The sequence below is a fragment of the Bifidobacterium tibiigranuli genome (assembly GCF_022655035.1).
Classification (GTDB): Bacteria; Actinomycetota; Actinomycetes; order Actinomycetales; family Bifidobacteriaceae; genus Bifidobacterium; species Bifidobacterium tibiigranuli_A.
The window spans coordinates 1-19,147 of the sequence record NZ_JALCUA010000015.1 but is presented as its reverse complement, the minus strand read 5'-3'; the positions used below and the strand labels follow the sequence as shown (position 1 = coordinate 19,147).

General features: G+C 61.1%; 14 protein-coding genes. 12 read left to right on the top strand and 2 right to left on the bottom strand.

Annotation, left to right across the window (positions count from 1 at the left end):
* Positions 1–102 precede the first annotated feature (102 nt).
* From LKK40_RS10065 to LKK40_RS10045, 5 genes are all read left to right on the top strand, one after another.
* Complete coding sequence (locus LKK40_RS10065; RefSeq protein WP_304310447.1) at positions 103–1,659, top strand: dicarboxylate/amino acid:cation symporter; 1,557 nt, start codon at positions 103–105, stop codon at positions 1,657–1,659.
* A gap of 449 nt (positions 1,660–2,108) precedes the next feature.
* Positions 2,109–2,327 (top strand): hypothetical protein, encoded by a 219-nt coding sequence (locus tag LKK40_RS10060; RefSeq protein WP_304310446.1) that lies wholly within the window; start codon positions 2,109–2,111, stop codon positions 2,325–2,327.
* Positions 2,328–2,499: 172 nt separating this feature from the next.
* Positions 2,500–3,330 (top strand): hypothetical protein, encoded by an 831-nt coding sequence (locus tag LKK40_RS10055; protein WP_434735105.1) that lies wholly within the window; start codon positions 2,500–2,502, stop codon positions 3,328–3,330.
* A 139-nt stretch (positions 3,331–3,469) separates the two neighbouring features.
* Positions 3,470–3,739 (top strand): 30S ribosomal protein S15, encoded by a 270-nt coding sequence (gene rpsO, locus LKK40_RS10050; RefSeq protein ID WP_152580591.1) that lies wholly within the window; start codon positions 3,470–3,472, stop codon positions 3,737–3,739.
* A 543-nt stretch (positions 3,740–4,282) separates the two neighbouring features.
* On the top strand, positions 4,283–6,904 hold the full coding sequence (locus LKK40_RS10045; protein WP_304310445.1) for a polyribonucleotide nucleotidyltransferase: 2,622 nt from the start codon (positions 4,283–4,285) through the stop codon (positions 6,902–6,904).
* A 220-nt stretch (positions 6,905–7,124) separates the two neighbouring features.
* On the opposite strand, the gene LKK40_RS10040 is transcribed toward LKK40_RS10045, so the two are convergent.
* The gene (locus tag LKK40_RS10040) at positions 7,125–8,345 is read right to left on the bottom strand and encodes a trans-sulfuration enzyme family protein (protein WP_304310444.1); all 1,221 of its coding nucleotides are present in this window, start codon (positions 8,343–8,345) and stop codon (positions 7,125–7,127) included.
* 256 nt (positions 8,346–8,601) lie between these two features.
* On the opposite strand from LKK40_RS10040, the gene LKK40_RS10035 reads away from it, so the two are divergent.
* The 7 genes from LKK40_RS10035 to LKK40_RS10005 all read left to right on the top strand — a co-directional run bounded on the left by LKK40_RS10035 (position 8,602) and on the right by LKK40_RS10005 (position 18,352).
* Positions 8,602–9,180: a LemA family protein gene (locus tag LKK40_RS10035; protein ID WP_304310443.1), complete on the top strand. Its 579-nt coding sequence runs from the start codon at positions 8,602–8,604 to the stop codon at positions 9,178–9,180.
* 190 nt (positions 9,181–9,370) lie between these two features.
* A complete protein-coding gene (locus tag LKK40_RS10030; RefSeq protein ID WP_304310442.1) occupies positions 9,371–11,590 on the top strand; it encodes a DUF2207 domain-containing protein in 2,220 nt (739 codons plus the stop codon).
* A gap of 139 nt (positions 11,591–11,729) precedes the next feature.
* Positions 11,730–12,593, top strand: coding sequence for an aldo/keto reductase (locus LKK40_RS10025; RefSeq protein ID WP_304310441.1), 864 nt, complete (start codon positions 11,730–11,732; stop codon positions 12,591–12,593).
* Between the two features lie 434 nt (positions 12,594–13,027).
* Positions 13,028–14,047, top strand: a complete 1,020-nt coding sequence (locus tag LKK40_RS10020; protein ID WP_304310440.1) for a polyphenol oxidase family protein — start codon at positions 13,028–13,030, stop codon at positions 14,045–14,047.
* 161 nt (positions 14,048–14,208) lie between these two features.
* Positions 14,209–14,898 (top strand): pyroglutamyl-peptidase I, encoded by a 690-nt coding sequence (locus LKK40_RS10015; RefSeq protein ID WP_152580598.1) that lies wholly within the window; start codon positions 14,209–14,211, stop codon positions 14,896–14,898.
* Between the two features lie 240 nt (positions 14,899–15,138).
* Positions 15,139–16,701: a cell division protein gene (locus LKK40_RS10010; protein ID WP_304310439.1), complete on the top strand. Its 1,563-nt coding sequence runs from the start codon at positions 15,139–15,141 to the stop codon at positions 16,699–16,701.
* A 316-nt stretch (positions 16,702–17,017) separates the two neighbouring features.
* Positions 17,018–18,352, top strand: a complete 1,335-nt coding sequence (locus LKK40_RS10005; protein WP_304310438.1) for a C1 family peptidase — start codon at positions 17,018–17,020, stop codon at positions 18,350–18,352.
* Between the two features lie 367 nt (positions 18,353–18,719).
* Here LKK40_RS10005 and LKK40_RS10000 read toward each other — a convergent pair.
* The coding region (locus LKK40_RS10000; protein WP_304310437.1) for a hypothetical protein at positions 18,720–19,147 on the bottom strand (428 nt) is incomplete at its 5' end.

Sequence of the window (19,147 nt, the reverse complement as noted above, 5' to 3'; positions counted from 1 at the left end):
TGACGGTGGCGTTTGGCAGCGACTCGTTTTAGAGTGGGTGCAGTTTTGCAGAACGTGCAGAACAATCGCAGATTTGGCAGAATTGCCAAAAGGGGAGTGATCATGTCGGATTTGGCATGGAACTGGGTGGCTTTGGCGGTCACCGTTGTGCTGTTTGCAGGCTTGGCGTGGCTGAGCCGCAGGCGGCATGTGAATTTCAGCATCAGAGTGATTGTGGCGACGGCGCTGGGCATCGTGGTCGGCGTGGCGTTCAAAGAGCATGTGGAGTTTGTCGCGGCGTTCGGTGAGGTGTGGGCGCATGCGATTAGCGCGATTGTGGTGCCGCTGCTCGTATTCAGCGTGATTTCGAGCATCACCGGACTGGGGGAGTCGGTCAGGCTGCGCAGCATCGGCTTGAAGACCGTGTTCTTCCTGCTGCTCAATACCTTTACCGCGGCTACGATCACCTTGGGCCTGGCGATAGTATTCAAGGTCGGTTCGGGCTTCAGCGGCGCGCAGCCGGCCGGCGCGCATCACAAGGTGGTTCCCGGCGTGCTTGATACGCTGGTTGGCCTGTTTCCCTCGAATTTCGTGCTCAATTGGTCGCAGAACCAAGTGGTTCCCATCGTCATCTTCGCGTTGATTCTGGCCATCGCATTCAATGAGGCGTCCCGCACGAAGCGCGGCGCGCAGGCGGTGCAGCCGTTCAAGGTCATTGCTGACGCCGGCAATGTCGTGCTGTCGAAGGCCACGCAGATCATCGTGGGCTTCACGCCGTATGCGACGCTGTCGTTGATTGCCGCTGCGGTGAGCAACAGCGTGGTTTCGGCGCTTGTACCGCTGGTTTCGGTGCTGGTCGTCGCCTACATCGCCTTGATTCTGCAGCTGTTCATCGTTCAGCCGGTGATTCTGAGCGCTGCGGCGCACCTCAACCCGATTCATTTCTTCAAGGCCTTCGGGCCTGCCGGAGTCGTCGCCTTCACTTCGGAAAGCAGCATCGGCACCATTCCGGTCACGGTCCGCCAGCTCAAGCGCGGCGGCGTTCCGGACGATGTCGCCTCATTCGTCGCCAGCCTGGGCGCCAATCTCGGCATGCCGGGATGCGCCGGCGTATGGCCGGTGCTGCTCGCCGTGTTCGCGGTGAACGCGCAAGGTCTGAACTACTCCTTCGGGCAGTACCTGCTGCTGATCGTTCTGGCGTTGCTGGTATCCATCGGCACGGTCGGCGTGCCAGGAACCGCGACGGTGACCGCAACCGCACTGTTCGCCTCGGCGGGCCTTCCCGTGTCCTTCATCGCCGTCACCCAGCCGATTTCGCAGATCGTGGACATGGGCCGCACCGCGGTCAACGTTGCGGGAGCAGCGAACACGGCCTTCATCGTCGCCGCCTCCGAACATGAGCTCGACAAGGACCTGTACTACCAGCGCAAGCCCTGGGATGACGAAGACGATCTCGGCAGCCAGCCAGTCGCATCAGTTGCCGAGCCCAATGATCAGGCCGTTTCCGCCGCTGATTCTGGCGCATCCGGTGAGCCGTCCGCAAATGCGGCTGCAGCATCTTCTGCCGCAGTGCCCGCTTCGAATTCGGTCAATCTGTTGTCGCTGTCGCCGAACGCTGCGCTTGAGGGCACCGGGGGAGAAGCCTGCGGCGTGTCCGACCACGGATCCTCAGAGCAGTAGGAGCCACGCAGCATCGCGCAACTGTTCATTTGGCCGTCCGAAGCAATGACATGCTTCGGACGGCCATTGTATGTTCGGCATGATTGAAATGCATGCGTACACCATGACTATGCCATCTATTAAGCAGATTTCGTGTGCGACTGCTGCGACAAGGCCTTGCGAAGCTTGTTTCCGCATGTAAAGATTGGCGGAATTTCAAGGATTTTGCGAAGAGTGCGATGAGTACATACTTTTGTATGTGCTGAATAGACGAAAAAAGTGCTGAATAGATGTTCGCGAGGGTATGTGCCCTTGGCAAAGCCATATTTTTCGGGTTTTCCATGTAGTAAGCACTTTTTTCGTCTATTAGGCACTTCGCAAAGTAGACCCCAAATTGGGTGTGAAGCTTTGTGGCGGAATACCGCCATTCTTGAGGATCTGCGCGTGGGCGTTTGCACGTATGAGACCGCATGATTCTCTCGAATCTGCTTAATAGATTCGAGAGAAACCACTATGCGTGCGATTCAGGTGCTCAATATCCGTCTGCACTGTCTGTGCCGCTCAGCGTGCAACTGCCTGAATGGCTTATTGAGGTGCTTGATCGTGAGGCCCGCCGCATGGGCATTAGTTGGCAGGCTGTCATGAAAGTCTGGCTCACTGAACGGGCCGACGCCAAACAAGGCAGCTGATTTTCTGACGACACTTCTGGCGACGATTCCGGTGCGGATGGTAGCTCCCGACGCGCGTGGCGTCGAAGGGATGCGTCGGGCGTATCGTTGCAATACAATTGGTGCAGAATGACAATGAGGGGGCGGCATGGCGGATCGGATTGCTGACGGCATGGAATCCGAGCGAACCGTTATGGCGCAAACGGACGACGCCGCTAACGTCGAGGATGCTGTAGATACCGCTCGTGATGCTGACTCAACGGATGTCTCTGACATATCTGGTGCCACCCACGCTGGCAACGCCGCGAATGCCCAGACCCCGCAGACCGCCCAGCCCCAAGTCCTGCCAACTCCCCAGCCGGTCGGCGACAACACCGCCATCGAGATCATTGACGGCGCTATCGCCACGGTCGACGTATCCAAGCATCCGGTGGCTTCGATACCCGAATCCGATCTTTCCCTTGCCGACATCGAGCGCAGCCGCTCCCGGCCCTTGCAGTGGAGCGTGTACGGCGTCCTCGTCCTGATCGCGCTGATCGCGCCGTACTGGCTGGGGCGCACGCTTGCGGTGAATCGGACTGCATGGCTGGTGGAGCACCTAAGCCTGCTCAACGTGCGAGGCGTGGCATTCGTCTCGTGGACGGTCACGCTGCTCGCCATCACCGGGCTTGGGCTCATGATCGTCGACGTGCGCAAATGGCTGTGGGGCACCGTATTCGTCATCGGCCTGGCTGCCGAGCAGTTCATCGCCGGCTTGTGCTTGCTCAGGTTCAACTTCTGGTATTCGACCTACGTGGTGTATGGCAAATCGGCTGGCTTGGCGAACGCCGCGAACCTCGGCATCATCGCCGCCGGCTTCGGCCTGGCCGTCTTCGCCGTGCTCTGGGTCGGGCTGCTGGTGCTGGTCAGGAAGGATTCGCCGCTCAACGTGCTCACCCGCAGCTGGGCCTCGTTCATCATGTTCTTCGTGATCGAGCTGATTGCTTTGGGCATTGTGCTCGGTGCGCTGCTGAACATGTTCTAGACGCATATGTTCAGCGTTTCCTGCGCCGCCCAGTCGCAGGCTATTCGTATAATAATCGATTGGCGTGTTTCGCCCGCGGATACAGAGCGCTTGCAGCATTGGGTTGCAGGCACCGCGCAGTGATTACAAGGAGGATACCGTGGCACTTACGGTTGAAGACAAGCAGGGTATTATTTCGCAGTATGCGACGCACGAAGGCGACACGGGTTCCCCCGAGGTCCAGGTCGCGCTGCTCACCAAGCGCATCAACGACCTGACTGAGCATCTCAAGGAGCACAAGCACGATCACCATTCGCGTCGTGGTCTGCTGCTGATGGTCGGCGATCGTCGTCGTCTGCTTGACTATCTCAAGCGCGTTGACATCGATCGTTACCGTTCCCTGATCGAGCGACTCGGCTTGCGCCGATAGTCAACTGTTGCCCGGGCGACTTGTCGTCCGGGCGTTTTTGCATCGCGGACATGTGCGGCGCGGCGTCAGAACCGCGCGGCAGGTGGTATAACTCAAGACGATAAACTGATACAACTCGATATAACTCAAGATGACGGCAGCCGAATGCGAGCCGCGCGGTGAACAGCAGTGGACAGTGATGGACAAGGCGCAGAAGCATTCGTGAAGGTGTGGCGAGAAGCAATGCAGCGTGCATGTGAAGAAACATGAAACGTCGCAAAACGCAAAACATGAAGCATGGCGAAACACAAGCTCACAGGATTTTCGGCTGAAGCGTGCGACTGCGACCGCAGGCAATAGGCAAATGGTGCGCAGTAGCAGACGAAGGCCGACGAGAATAATAGAACAGCAAAAATACTCAAGACATAAGTGAACAATGAGATCCGAATGAGGATGCGCGGCCAGGTATGCCGCGTCGGATTGGGCGCATGGGCGCCAAGCAAACGGATTGGCTTATTTGGTTATGTTGCGTAGGAAATAGAAACAAAACAGAAGGAGGAACCCGTGGAGGGTCCCGAAATCAAGGCCGCTGAGGCCGTTATTGACAATGGTTCATTTGGCAAGCGTACATTGCGCTTCGAGACGGGTCGCTTGGCCCAGCAGGCGGACGGCGCAGTAGCCGCCTACCTCGACGACGATTCGATGGTGCTTTCCACCACGACCGCCGGATCCAGCCCCAAGGAGAACTACGACTTCTTCCCGCTGACCGTCGACGTCGAAGAGAAGATGTACGCAGCAGGCAAGATCCCCGGCTCGTTCTTCCGCCGCGAAGGCCGCCCGTCGACTGAGGCCATCCTGGCCTGCCGCATCATCGACCGCCCGCTGCGCCCCCTGTTCCCGCACACGCTGCGCAACGAGGTGCAGGTTGTGGAGACCGTGCTCGCCGTCAATCCTGACGACGCCTATGACATGATCGCGCTGAACGCCGCTTCGGCATCCACGCTGATCTCCGGTCTGCCCTTCGGCGGCCCGGTCTCCGGCGTGCGCCTGGCGCTCGTCGACGGCCAGTGGGTCGCCTTCCCGCGCTGGAGCGAGCGTGATCGCGCCGTCTTCGAGATCGTGGTCGCAGGCCGCGTCATCGAGAACGGTGACGTTGCCATCGCCATGATCGAGGCCGGCGCCGGCAAGAACGCCTGGACCCTCATCTATGACGAGGGCCAGACCAAGCCCGACGAGGAAGTTGTCGCCGGCGGTCTGGAAGCTGCGAAGCCCTTCATCAAGGCGATCTGCGAGGCGCAGAACGAGCTGAAGGCTCAGGTCTCCAAGGAGACCAAGGACTTCCCGCTCTTCCCGGAGTACACCGACGCGCTGTATGCGCGCATCGACGAAATCGCGCACGAGCAGCTCAACGAGGCGCTTTCCATCGCGGAGAAGCTGCCGCGCCAGGAGCGTCTGCACGAGATCAAGAACTCCGTGCGCGAGACGCTCGCGGGCGAGTTCACCGAGATGGATCCGGCCGAGAAGGACAAGGAGCTGGGCAACGCCTTCAAGGAGCTGCAGCGCCAGATCGTCCGCCGCCGCATCCTGACCGAGGACTACCGCATCGACGGCCGCGGCCTGCGCGACATCCGCACGCTGTCCGCCGAGGTCGACATCGTGCCGCGCGTCCATGGCTCCGCGCTCTTCCAGCGCGGTGAGACCCAGATTCTGGGCGTCACGACGCTGAACATGCTCAAGATGGAGCAGCAGATCGACGCCATCTCCGGTCCGCAGACCAAGCGCTACATGCACAATTACGAAATGCCGCCGTATTCGACCGGTGAGACCGGCCGCGTCGGCTCGCCCAAGCGCCGCGAGGTCGGCCACGGTGCACTCGCCGAGAAGGCTTTGGTGCCGGTGCTCCCCGATCGTGAGGAGTTCCCCTACGCCATCCGCCAGGTCTCCGAGGCTATCGGCTCCAACGGCTCCACTTCGATGGGCTCCGTGTGCGCTTCGACCATGTCGCTGCTTGCCTCCGGCGTGCCGCTCAAGGCTCCGGTCGCGGGCATCGCGATGGGCCTGGTCTCCGGTGACGTCGACGGACAGCACATCTTCAAGACGCTGACCGACATTCTGGGTGCGGAAGACGCCTTTGGCGACATGGACTTCAAGGTGGCGGGAACCTCCGAGTTCATCACCGCCCTGCAGCTCGACACCAAGCTCGATGGCATCCCCGCTGATGTGCTGGCTTCGGCGCTGAACCAGGCCAAGGAAGCCCGCACGACGATTCTTGAGGTCATCAACGAGTGCATCGATTGCCCGGCCGAGATGAGCCCGACCGCGCCGCGCATCATCACCACGACCGTCCCGGTCGACAAGATCGGCGAGATCATCGGACCCAAGGGCAAGATGATCAACCAGATTCAGGAAGATACCGGTGCCAACATCGCCATCGAGGATGACGGCACGGTCTACATCTCCTCCGAAGGCGGCGAGGCTGCGGAAAAGGCGAAGGGCATCATCGATTCCATCGCCAACCCGCATGTGCCGCAAGCCGGCGAAACCTTCAACGGCAAGGTCGTCAAGACGACGAGCTTCGGCGCATTCGTGAACCTGACGCCCGGCACCGACGGCCTGCTGCATATCTCGCAGATCCGCAACCTGACTGACGGCGAGCGCGTTGAGGCAGTCGAAGACGTGCTCAAGGAAGGCGACACCGTTGAGGTAATCGTGCAGAGCGTCGACGATCGCGGCAAGATCTCGCTGGCCATCCCCGGCTTCGAAAGCCAGGAATCCTCGGCACCGCGCCGTTCGCGCGACGATCGTGGCGACCGCCGTGGCGGCCGCGACGACCGTGGATACCGCGGGCACCGCGATGACCGCGACTACGATGACCGTCCGCGTCGTTCGCATGACGACCGTGGAGATCGCGGCGACCGCTATGAGCGTCGTGACGATCGCCATGATGACCGTCGTGACGACCGTCACGATGACCGCGGTGACTATGGCGACCGTCCGCGTCGTTCGCATGACGATCGCTCGGATCGTGATGATCGCCGTGGCGGCTACCGTGGTGGCCGACGCAACGACCGCAACCCGCGCTACGCTGCCGACGATCACTACGACGAGTACAGCGCCGATCGCGCCGAGCGTTCGGAGCGCCCGCGCCGCCGCGTGCGTCGCGACTTCGATCCCTTCGAGGACTGATTATCCGACTGATTGCCAAGACACTGAGCTGCTGAGACACTGAGCTGGCCCGAGTCGAATCGACTCGATAAGCACAGCTTTACAGCACGAGAGGCCCGCCCCGGTTCATAGCCGGGGCGGGCCTCTCGTATGCTCTCGCGGTCAGCGTTCTCTGTATAAGTTAAGCAGACTGTTTGTCAGCCGATGGTCAGCAGATGATACACGGAGTGTGGGCGTGCCTCTACAGCCCCGCCCCGGCCAGCGCATGATCGATATCGCGGATGAGGTCGTCGGTGTCTTCCAGCCCTACGGCCAGGCGGAAGAAGCCGCGATGGAACTCCTGCGGGTAGAGATACTGACGCTCGTCGTCCTCGCCGAGGAACACGATAAGGCTTTCGTCATGGCCGAGTGAGACGGCCGACGTGATTACGTTGAGCTTGGAGACGAAGCGGTTATGCCCGTCGTGGTCGGTGTCAAGGCCAAAGGCGAGCACGCCGCCGAAGCCTGCGTCAGGCCGGGCGAGCTGCCGTGCCGCCACCTCGTGATGCGGGTGCGATTCGAGCCCGGGGTAGGCGACGAAGCGCACCTGCGGCAATGATTCCAAATGCTTGGCGACAGCTAGCGCGGAGGCGTTGTGCTGCTTCATGCGCAGCGGCAGCGTCACCGAGCCGCGATTGATGAGCCAGGCGTTGAACGGCGAGATGATGCCGCCGTAATTCACCTGATACGTGAATCGAATCTGGTCGGTGATCTCCTTGCGCGTGGCGATGGCGCCGCCGAGCGCGTCGCCGTGGCCGTTGATGTACTTCGTGAGGCTTTCGATCACGATGTCCGCGCCGAGGTCGGCCGGGCGCACGTTGAACGGCGAGTTGAAGGTGTTATCGACGCTGAGGAGGGCGCCCGCCTCATGCGCGATCGTCGCGGCGGCCTCGATATCGGTCACCTTGAGCGTGGGATTGGCGGGCGTTTCGATATGCACGAGCTTCGTGTTCGGTCTGATGGCGTTTGCGATGTTGCGTGCATCGGAGGAATCGACGATGGAGGTTTCGATGCCATATTTCTCTGGCAATATCTGATTGAGCAGTCGGTATGCGGCGACATAGGTTGTATCGGAGAAGACCGCGTGATCGCCGCGATTCAGCACTGTGGTGAAGGTGGCGGCGAGTGCAGCTACGCCGGAGGCGAGCACGACCGCGTCCTCGGTATTTTCGAGGTTTGCGAGTTTCGTTTCAAGGTAGCGCTGGTTGGGATGGCCGTTGCGGGCGTACAGGTTCGTGTCCGAGCTGGACCAGTTGATGTCGGAGGGATCGTAGGGCAGCGCGTAGGCGTTCGCCAGCGTGATCGGCCTGCGAATCGCCCCGGTTTCGGCGTCCACGCCGTTGCCGAGATGGATGGATTTGGTTGCGAAGCCAAGCGGCGTGCCGTCGAAGGATTCGCCATGATGTACGAGATTTGAAGTCATAGTCCCAGTCTGCCAGCATCGGGCCGTTCGTGCATGTTCGGCGAAATCCGCGAAAACGTGCGCTGAAGCCGTTTGATAACCGCTCATAGAAAGAAGCGAATAGCCATAGTCGCATTCATAGCCACAATCACAGTCGTATTCGCAGCCATATTCACGGCGCGTTGCGTTGCGGTCGGTCGCTTTCTGCGCGTGCTGCGAAACCACCATCCTTGCCCTTTGCGAGAATGGAGAGGCAAGCAAACGTAAAGGAGCGAATATGAGTGCCGGACTTATTGTTCTTATCATCGTCATCGTGCTCGTCGTCGGCCTGGTGCTGTGGGGCATGGGTGCCTACAACGCGCTGGTCGCGCTGCGCAACCGCGTCGGCAACGGCTGGGCGCAGATCGATGTGCAGCTCAAGCAGCGCGCCGATCTGATCCCCAACCTCGTCGAAACCGTCAAGGGATACGCCACGCACGAGTCCGAGGTCTTCACCCAGGTAACGCAGGCCCGCGCCAAGGCCCTGTCGGTGGCCGGCGACCCCAGCGCCACCACGGCTGACCGCGCACAGGCAGAGAATGCGCTCTCGCGCACGCTGGTCAACCTTCAAGCCACCGCCGAGGCCTATCCGCAATTGCAGGCCAACCAGAACTTCATGGATCTGCAGGGCCAGCTCAGCGCGCTTGAGCAGAAGATCGCCTACGCGCGTCAGTTCTACAACGACGTCGTGCTCAAATACAACACGAAGATCGAAACAGTGCCCAGCAACATCATCGCCGGGATGTTTCACTTCACGCAGGCGCAGTACTTCCAGACCGACGAAGCTGACCGGCAGGTGCCGCAGGTCAAGTTCTGAGCGGTTAAGGTTTGGGCGGTCAAGTTCGAGTGTTCTGAACTGCCTGCCTCTGCGCAAAACGGTCGACTTGCGCGGTCAAGCAGCTTTGTGCAGCTTCAAGTCGTGATCAATTATGACGCTGCCTGCGTGATTCCCAGCCAGCGTCAATCAGTGCCAGCGTCAACCATAGATTGCCGAGGTGAGGATTCCCATGACAGCGAAACGTGCAGTGCGTTCCATCGTCGCGGCGCTCGCGATTGCCGTCGCCAGCGTGCTGGTCGCCTTGGTGGCGGCCACTGGGTTGGGCGGCGCGTCCGCCGATCAGAGCTATCACAGCCTGAATTACGACGTCACGGTGCTGGGGAACGGCGATCTGAAAATCACTCAGCTCATCGACATGAAGCTCAAGAAGCGCGATGGGGGTAGCCCGTGGCGGCAGCTGTACCAGCAGTACAAGCTCAGGCAATCGAACCTGACGAATATCGCCGACGTCTCCGTAAAGAACGTGACTACGGGGGAGCGCTACGGCGAAATCGCCCCGCAATCGCCCGATGGGGTCAGCGAATCCGATTGGAATGAGCGCTACGCCAAGCACTGGTACATCGCCGATGTGACGGACGGCGACGACAATCCCCAGCCGTATGCGCGCGATGACCCGGCGACCGGCAAACCCATCGACGCCGACCGAACGGTGGAGATCGGCTGGAATATCCCGTACACCAAGAAGGCGGACAGCCTTAAATTCGAGGTGTCCATGACCTTTGAAGGGGTGTCTACGGCCTACAGTGATGTGGCGAAATTCCAGTGGGAGCCGTTCGGCGACAGCAACCAGGTTCCCATCGGCACCGTGACTGGCACTGTGCGGTTCCCCGAGGGCGTCACCTCGCGCAATTCCTGGGCATGGCTGCATTTCTCGGGCACGTCGACGACGTCGCGCGCCGATGACGGCACGCTGCATTTCACGGCCCACGATGCCCGCAACGGGCAGCATCTTGATCTGGTCGCGATGTTCGATGTCCATCAGTCGCATGGCGTGGCGAGGACCAGTCCGGATGCGGCGAAGGACGCGACCATCAGCGATGAAACCAGCCAGGAGACCCTGTGGCGTCAGGAACAGCAGAGCCGTGCCCGACGGGTGCTCGCGCTGGCCCTCGTGCTGTGCCTCGTGGGATTGGTGCTCATCGTCGTCGGCGTCGCAGTCTCGATTCGCAGCAACAAGCAGGCGCAATACCACGGCGATATCGAATACTGGCGCGACCCGCCGGATATGAGCCCGGCCAGCGCCGCCAAGATGCTGGCGGTTATGCGCAAAGTGTCTTCCAGCGCGTTGAATTCGCGGCAGATGGCGTCCACAGTATTGTCATTGGCATCGAAGAAGGCCATCGCCATCTACCCCGGGGCGGCGAGCAACTATCGCGGCATCGACATGAGCCAGGCGTCGGCCGCGCAGATTTCAGCGATGCTGCAGACCGACACGAGGACGCCCAGGCATATGAACGACACCAGCACAATCGTGATTATGCCGGTGTGTGTGAACGACCGGCAATCGCTGCGGCTGAGCCAAAGCGAGGAAGGCGCGCTGCGTCTGCTTGAGGCCGGTGCCGAGCGCGTCGGTTTCCCGGTGTTTGACCTGCATGAGATGAAGGCCGCGTTCAAGAGCTGGGAAAGCGGCTACAAGGTGCAGGATCGCTATACGACCAGCGTCAGGAACGAATTCGCCAGGCTCGGGGCTACCAGCGCTGTGGGCGGCTTTGCCAAAGTGCTTGGCAGCCTCACTGTTTTCGTTGGGATTATGGGACTATTCGCGCTGACGGCGAATAAGCAACTGGCGCTGGGGCTGATTGTGGGCGGGCTGATCTTGTTCGGCGGCCTCTTCGTGCTGTTCAGCTCCAAGGGCACCGGGTTGACGGAGCAAGGGCAGAATCTGGCAGGGCAGGTGCTCGGGCTGAAACGCTATCTTGAGCATTTCAGCGATTTCTCCGACCGCGGCCCTGCCGATCTGGTGCTCTGGGATCGCTACTTGGTTTACGCCGCTGCCTTCGGCATCTCCAAGGTGGCCGTGAAGGAGCTATCCGCAGCCTACCCCGAGCTGAGCGACCCGCAATGGCTGGATGCCAATGCCGGTGGCTCGCTGCTGTACTGGCAGTATCGCCCGCTGCTGTGGGGCATGGCGGCCGGGCAGCTGGGCGGCGTTGGCCCGAATGCGGGTGGCGGGTTCGCTGCTGGCAGCTTCGACCCCGGTTCGCTCAGCGCCAATGTGGGCGATATCGGCGCGCAGCTCACCGCGAGCTTTGCAGACTTGAGCAGCACCATTCAGGCCGCCAAGCCGTCCTCGTCTGGCGGGTCGTTCTCTTCCGGAGGTTCGTTCTCCTCAGGCGGATTCGGCGGCATGGGCGGCGGTTCGGGTGGCGGCTCCTTCGGCGGGCGGTGAATCGGGCCGGAAAACCCGATGACGCTGGCCAAGGAAACCCGTTCGCGAGATACGCCCTGTACGCCCTGCGCACAGCAGGTCAGGCTAGACTTGGCTTCGAGATTATAGACAATAGGAATTCATTAGGAAGGAAAACATCATGGTGCTGCACCGTAATTTAGGACCATACGATACGACTGCCATCGGTCTGGGCGAAATGCCGCTGACCTTGGAGAACAACCTCGGCGAGGCCAAGGGGCTGGAAACGATTCACGCGGCGCTGGACGCCGGCTGCCGCCATATCGACACCGCATGGGCTTACTACTGCTCGGGCGGCGAGGAGCAGACCGGCGAGAAGCTCGTGCGCAAGGCGCTGGAAAGCTGGGACGGCCCGCGCGATGAGGTCAGCATCGCCACCAAAGTCGGGCACTTCCGCAACTTCACCGACGGCGTGCCGACCTGGGACGTCGACGGCAGGCCGGAGACCCTGATTCGCAACGGCAAGCTGTCGGCGCAGGCGCTCGGCGTCGAGTCCATCGACCTGCTGTACATGCACCGCCCCGACCCCAAGGTGCCGTACAACGAGTCCATCGAAGCCATCAAGCAGCTGGTCGACGAAGGCGTTGCCAAGCGTGCCGGCATCTCCAACGCTTCGATCGAGCAGATCGACACTGCGCGCGCAATCCTCGGGGATTCGCTGATTGCCGTGCAGAATCAGTATTCGCCGATCTATCGCGACACGCAGGACACGCTTGACTACACGGCCAAAGTCGGTCTGGCCTTCGTATGCTGGAGCCCGCTCGGCGGCTACCGCAAAGCCAAGGACGAGAGCAAATTCGACCCCTTCCGCGCACTGGCCAAGGCCCGTGGCGTCAGCTACCAGCAGATCGTGCTGGCGTGGGAGCTGGCCAAGGGCGGCCACGTCTTCGTCATCCCTGGCGCACACCGCCCCGAGACGATTCTCGACAGCCTCAAGTCCGGCGACCTGAAGCTCACGCCCGAAGAGCTCGCCACCCTCGGCTGAGGTTGCACAGGCTAAGCCTGCGCTGGCCTCAGCGTCGCCTTTTGACCGCTAAGTTGAGGCTGCCGTACAAAATGCAACGTTTCGCAGCCTGATTATGTTACGTTTTGTACGGCAGCCTTACGCTGGCGTGCATAATGTAACACTTTTGGTCGATTGAGCAGTTGAGCCATCGGGACATCGGATAATCAGGTTGGCGGGCACTGCGACTATTCGCCGACGGCGCAAAGCACCGTCCTTCGCGCCCTTCGCGGGCGCTCACTTCGCCTACGTACCAACGATGCCTAACGGCATCGTCCTTCGCGACCTTAGTGGTCGCTCACTTCACCTACAGACAGCACACCGTGCTGTCTGTTTTACGGTTCAGCTGGACTATGCGCTTTACGACTCAGCACAGCGAGGCGCGATAATCCGGGCTTCATACCATGATTGGGACTATGACCGATTTCTCTTCCACCACGCATGGCAGCCCGCAATTCGATGACGCGATTCTCGACAGCAGCACGATGTCGCCGACCGACAGCGCGGGCAACCCGATTCCGGTCACCATACCGATTGATCTGGCTCCGGGTGTCAAGGTCGTATACACCACGCGGCTGGGCGGCGTGAGCCAAGGTGATTGGGGCAACTGCAACTACGGCGGCAAGGGCGGGGAATCGCCAGAGCGCGTCGCGGCCAATCGCATCGCCTTAGCCAAGGAATTGAACGCGGATTTGTCTTTAGTGAGTCAGATTCACTCCGGCATCGCCGTGGATACGGACGAGCTGGCTGACAAACGCAATGCGCCCTTCGGCATCGATCTGTCGGGAACAACCAAATCGGGCAATGGTACCGTCATCGAAGCCGATGCGCAGGTCACCTCCCGCACCGGCCTCGCCCTTGGCATGTTCGCCGCGGACTGCATGCCGGTGCTGCTGGCGGACCCTGAGCACGGCATCATCGGCGCAGCGCATTGCGGTCGGGGTGGCCTGCTGCGCGGCGTCATTGGCTCATGCGTCGAGCTGATGGTGAGCAAAGGCGCGCAGCCGCAGCATATCGTCGCCACGTTGGGCCCGCGCATCTGCGCGGATTGCTATGAGGTCGGCGGCGAGATCGCCGATGATTTCGACGCGCATTTTCCGGGCAGCTATTCGCTGACGCGCTTCTCGGGGCCGGGCGTCGACCTCGTGGCTGCCGCGATGCAGGAGCTGGCCGCCGCTGGCATCCCGCGCGACAACGTCATCGACTCCCGTCCGCGTGTCGCTGCCGCAACCCAGTATCTGAGCGAAGACGAGGAGCTGATTGGATTGTGCCTGCGCGATGACGAGGACTCGCCGCGCCTGAGCGAGCGCATCGCCAAGCTGCGCCATCCGATGTGCACCTTCGAGAATCCGCTGTGGTACTCGCATCGTCGCAGCTCGCGGGCGAACAAGGCGCACGAAGGCCGCATGCTCGCGCTCATCGTCCAAAATCGCTGAGTCGAAATCGCTGAGTCGAAATCGCTAAGTCAAAATCGCTAAGTCAAAAACACTGAGCAATGAGCACTGCAGATTCCGCAGTCACTTCAGCCTCTTGTGCAGGCGTCTAAGCTGACGCCTCTGTTGCCCATGCGCAGTTGCAAACGCTAGACTTGGGTTCCATGGAGCATATCAACGTCGTGATTTCCGGGTTCGGGCCATACGAGGGCGTCGAAAGCAATCCCGCCTATGAGGTGCCTGCCGCGCTGGCTGGTCGAGGGCTGGGCGAGCGGGGCGATGAGCGCGACGATGCGCTGCGCGACGTCGAGGTGTCGATTACGGCGACGCGGCTGCCGATCAGCTTCGGGAGCGCTTGGCCTACGCTGCTCAAAACCATCGAGGCCGTCAATCCCGACATCGTCATCGCCACCGGCCTCAAGCAGGCGTCGCATGGCATCCGGCTTGAGCGCTGCGCCATCAATGTCATGGATGCGAGTCGGCCTGACGCCGACAACGCGCTGCCCACGCGCCTGCCCATCGATGCGCAGGGGCCAGCCGCCTACTGGACCAGACTGCCGTTGCGCTCGATTCTCGCCGATTTCACCCGGGACGGCATTCCCGCCTCGCTGAGCTCGGACGCTGGAACCTTCGTATGCAACTCGCTGTTCTACAATCTGCTCAACTGGTCCTCGTCGCAGCCGCGCGTGCTGTCGGGCTTCGTCAATTTCCCGATGCTGACAGATGCCGACGGCACTGACGGCGCGCAGCTTGGCCTGCCGATGAACCAGCAAATCGAGGCGGGGCGAGACGTGGTGCGCGAAGCCGTCCGGTACTATCTGCAGCCGTCATCCAGCGATATTCTGCTTGAGTAGGTGCAGGGCATTGCAACGCATTGTGCCCGGCGCAAACCGCATATCAGTCGCGTATCAATCTCATATCAGCGCGGGCGACTTCGCCTTCAACGCCTTGTAACTGCACAGTGGTGCTGTTTCTTGTAGCGGTATCGCTAAGGATTGCGCGAGTCTGCGGGCAATGCGCAGTTTCGTGCGCTAGAGTGCAAGCAGTGATGAGTTTTTATGGCACGCTAGGTGCCGGCGGTGAAAGGAAACAACATGGTGGAGGGCTTCCCAATCGTCCTGCGGGGATATGACAAGGACAGGGTCGATGAGGCGTTCACTCAGTCCCGGGAGACACTGAACAGTCTTCGCGAGCAAGTCAAGTCGAGCGACGATACGATTCTGCAGCTTCAGGCCCAGCTGCAGGAGGAGAAGAACAACGCCAAGAAGGCGTCACAGGGTAATTCCTTTGCCTCGCTGGGCGCGAACGCCCAGCAGATGCTCGCATCGGCGGAGCAGACGAGCACTGAGCTGCTTGAGCGGGCCAAGCAGGATGCTGCTGCCACGCGGGCAAGTGCGCAGGCGCAGGCGCAGACCCTGCTCAACAACGCGAAGCTGGATGCGCAGCGCATGATTGACGACGCTGACGCGAAGGCCGAGGCAACCGTTGGCAAGGCGAAGGGCGAGGCGGACACGCTGAGCAAAAGCACTCGTGCCGATGCCGACCAGCTCACTTCGCAGACGGCCAAAACCGTGGCCGAGCAGCGCGACGCGCTCGAAATCGAACTGAGCAACGCGCGCGAGGAGCACAACAAGCGACTCGCTTCCGAACGCGCCTCGCAGGAGCGCGAAATCGCCGATATGAAGGCGCAGGCGACCAAGGAGGTCGCCGAGCAGCGCAAAACGGCGAACGATGAGATCGCACGGCTCAAGAGCGAGGCGAATGACCAGATCGAAAGCGCGCTCGCCGAGGCGAACAAGAAGCTTGCGGATGTGCGCGAGCAGGTCTCGCATATGATGACCGAGGCCAAGCGGCAGGCGGGGGAGATCACCGACTCTGCGAATGCGAAGGCTCGCGAGATTCTTGACGAGGCGCAGGTGCAGCGCACGCAGATGATCAGCCAGGTCAATGCCGAGTCTGAGCAGATTCGCAACGATATCACCGCGCAGCAGGATGAGGCGACCGCCAAGGTCAACGATCTGCTCGATCACCTCGAGCAGCGCCGTGCCGAGGCCAAGCAGGAGGCGGACGAGTTGGTCGGCCAGGCTAAGACCGCGCGCGAGCAGGCCGACGCCTATGCCGCTGCCAAGCGCGAGGAGGCCGATAAGGAAGCCACCAGCATTCTCGACAAGGCGGGTCGGGATGCCGACCGGCAGGTCGAGGAACGCCGCGCGGCCGCCCAGTCTGAGCTTGATGGCCTGACGATGCATATCAAGGAGCTGCAGGAGCGCGAGTCGGGAATCACGCAGAGGGTCACGGAGCTACGTTCGCTCTTTGCGAATGCGTTCTCGGGCTTTGATTTCGCCGGGCCGCGGGAATCCGGTGCCGACAACGTGCCGGTGCTCAACGCGGTTGCCGCCAACGATAGCGCCAATCAGTCCGGCCAAGCCGATGACTCCGCGCCGGAGGAGGCTGCTGCGCCGGACGCCGGTCAGGATGCCGAAGCGGCGAACGAGACACCTTCGGAGCAGTCTGCATCAGGTGAAACGGCACAAGCCGCTGCCGCTGCTGCATTAGACAACGAGGACGCGAACGCTGAATCCGCGCAGATCGACCAAGACCAGGATGGCCAGGAATCGTCCGGTCAGGAAACGCAGGAAATCGCGCTGACCGACTGAAACGTAGCTAGCGCAAGGCCCGGTAGGACTTAAGCAAAGCCAAATAAGGCGGTTGAACCCGACGAATGCGTTGGATTCAACCGCCTTTGTTATGTGTCTCGTTATGTGTCTCGTTATGCGTATCGATTTTGTCGGCCGCGTATTGCGCTGCTTCTTCATGCCCGGCGGCTAGACTCGTGGTGGAATTCCGGCGACGTGAGCGGTGCTATTGCCGCAGTCACGCCGCACTATGCAGAATCGGCATCGGCCGGGTTTGGTGTCAGATGGCACTTGGCTTGGTGCGTTGCTGATTCGTTGATGAGAATCAAGGAGCAGTATGACTGAAATCAAACCGTTGAACGAGACCAGGCTGGAAGAGCTGCGTGAGGGCTTCGAGTCCGGGGCCTCCAACCGCCTCGCGATGAACGCCGTCACGACGTCCGGCATCGATAAGGTGGCGCGCAACTACGACCGTTCGCGCCTGTTGCAGCGTCATTTCTCGGTGACCGTTGATAACGGCGAGGTCACGAATCAGAATCGTTCCGGCCGCTGCTGGCTGTTCAGCTCGCTTAACGCGGCGCGTTTCATCGCCAAGAAGTCCATGGATATGGATCAGTTCGAGCTGTCGCAGAACTACGCGATGTACTACGACAAGCTTGAGCGCGTCAACTATTTCCTGAGGGATGTGGCGGCGCTGGTCCGCGCCGGCGAGTCTGCCGATTCCCAACTGATGCTGCATTTGCTGGCGGATGTGATGGGTGATGGCGGCCAGTGGACGATGGCGATGAATATCTACAAGAAGTACGGTGCCGTGCCCAAGCCGCTGTTCCCGGAGACGCAGTCCTCGGCGAATACCAGCCAGATGAACTACGAGCTGCGCTCCATGCTGCATACGCAGGTTGCGCGGATGTATGCCGAGCCTTCGCGCATCGACGAGATCGTCGATGAGGGCGTGGAGGCCGGGCATCGCATGCTGACGATTCACTTGGGCGAGCCGCCGAAGAGCTTCGACTGGGAGTGGACCGACAAGGATGGCACGTTCCATCGCGATGGCGAAATCACGCCGGTCGAGTTCTGGAACAAGTACATCAACGCCGGGTTCGAGGACTATGTGTGCCTCGTTGACGACCCGCGCGCCGAGCATCCGAAGGGCAAGAAGATCGGCATCGAGCATTTGGGCAATGTCGCCGGCGGCGACCCGACCGAATACCTCAACGTGCCCAACCAGTTCATGAAGGACTGCGCGCGCAAGATCATGGCCGAGCAGGGCATCCCGGTGTGGTTCGGCGCGGACTGCCACCCGATGATGGACCGCGACAACGGCGCTTGGGCCACCGACCTGTTCGAATACGGCAGCGTCTACGGCTTCGATTTCGACCTCGACAAGGAGCAGCGCGTGCGCTTCGGCGATTCCGCGATGAACCATGCGATGGCCTTCTGCGGCGTCGATGTGGCCGAGGATGGCACGACGACCCGTCGCTGGCGCGTCGAAAACTCATGGGGCGACAAGATCGCCGACAAGGGCTACTTCACCATGAGCGACGACTGGTTCAGCGAATACGTCTATGAGATCGCCGTCCCCAAGTCCATGCTCCCCGAAGAGTACCTCCAGGCCCTATCCGAACCAGCCCAAATGCTCCCCGCCTGGGATCCAATGGGCGCGTTGGCTTAAGAGGAAAAGCCCTGTGGGCTTTTCCCAGCCAACACGCGCCGAGGGCCGGCTTACGCCGGTCCTCGGTACTCCGCAAGCACCACAAAAACTCAAGCCCTTCCGCACAAACCCAACCCCGGGCGCGTTGGCCTATCCCGGTCGTGTGGAGTCCAGTGGACTTTTCCGCGAGAGCCCTGAGAGCCGGTTTACGCCGGCTCTCAGTAGTCCCCGTGGATTGCTCAGCGTGACTGTTATTTACCAAACCCGACTACCGGCGTTGGCCTAAGGCGGTACAGCGTCACGGCTGTGCTACCGCAAATGAACGCGCCGCATTCACGCAACCGTACGCGACAGCACATCAGCGCACACCAGCACCCAGCAGCACTTATCAGCGCTCATCGCCATCGTCGGCAGGGAAGCGGATGCCGGCGCTCTGGCGCATCTGCCAGAGCGTTTCGCACACCTTGCGGCTCTCCTTGAGCCAGCAGGAATATCGCGATTGCTGTGCCGGCTCGGTCGAAGCTTGGATGGCGTCGGTGAAATCCCGTACTTCTTCGCTCATCGGATTGCCGGTTGGGGATTGGCAGATCTCTCGCATGGTGCCGTCGCCTTCCACAAGGCGGACGCTGCCGAGATCGCCGCCGTTGCCGAAGCTGAGGATTTGCCGGCCTGCATATATTTCGGAGCCAAACTGAGAGTTGACGGTTTTCGAGATGAGCAGGGTGACGTCGAAATGCTGATAATGCAGCACTCCGGTGCCCATGGCGTCAGTGCCGGTCGGAAGCAGCAGGGGATGGTATTGCGCGGAAAGCGGCG

Coding starts and splice junctions, on each gene's coding strand:
- LKK40_RS10005 (WP_304310438.1), top strand. CDS start 17,018: ATGACTGAAATCAAACCGTTGAACGAGACCAGGCTGGAAGAGCTGCGT.
- LKK40_RS10055 (WP_434735105.1), top strand. CDS start 2,500: ATGGCGCAAACGGACGACGCCGCTAACGTCGAGGATGCTGTAGATACC.
- LKK40_RS10010 (WP_304310439.1), top strand. CDS start 15,139: ATGGTGGAGGGCTTCCCAATCGTCCTGCGGGGATATGACAAGGACAGG.
- LKK40_RS10020 (WP_304310440.1), top strand. CDS start 13,028: ATGACCGATTTCTCTTCCACCACGCATGGCAGCCCGCAATTCGATGAC.
- LKK40_RS10025 (WP_304310441.1), top strand. CDS start 11,730: ATGGTGCTGCACCGTAATTTAGGACCATACGATACGACTGCCATCGGT.
- LKK40_RS10040 (WP_304310444.1), bottom strand. CDS start 8,345: ATGACTTCAAATCTCGTACATCATGGCGAATCCTTCGACGGCACGCCG.
- LKK40_RS10060 (WP_304310446.1), top strand. CDS start 2,109: ATGATTCTCTCGAATCTGCTTAATAGATTCGAGAGAAACCACTATGCG.
- LKK40_RS10035 (WP_304310443.1), top strand. CDS start 8,602: ATGAGTGCCGGACTTATTGTTCTTATCATCGTCATCGTGCTCGTCGTC.
- LKK40_RS10065 (WP_304310447.1), top strand. CDS start 103: ATGTCGGATTTGGCATGGAACTGGGTGGCTTTGGCGGTCACCGTTGTG.
- LKK40_RS10015 (WP_152580598.1), top strand. CDS start 14,209: ATGGAGCATATCAACGTCGTGATTTCCGGGTTCGGGCCATACGAGGGC.
- LKK40_RS10030 (WP_304310442.1), top strand. CDS start 9,371: ATGACAGCGAAACGTGCAGTGCGTTCCATCGTCGCGGCGCTCGCGATT.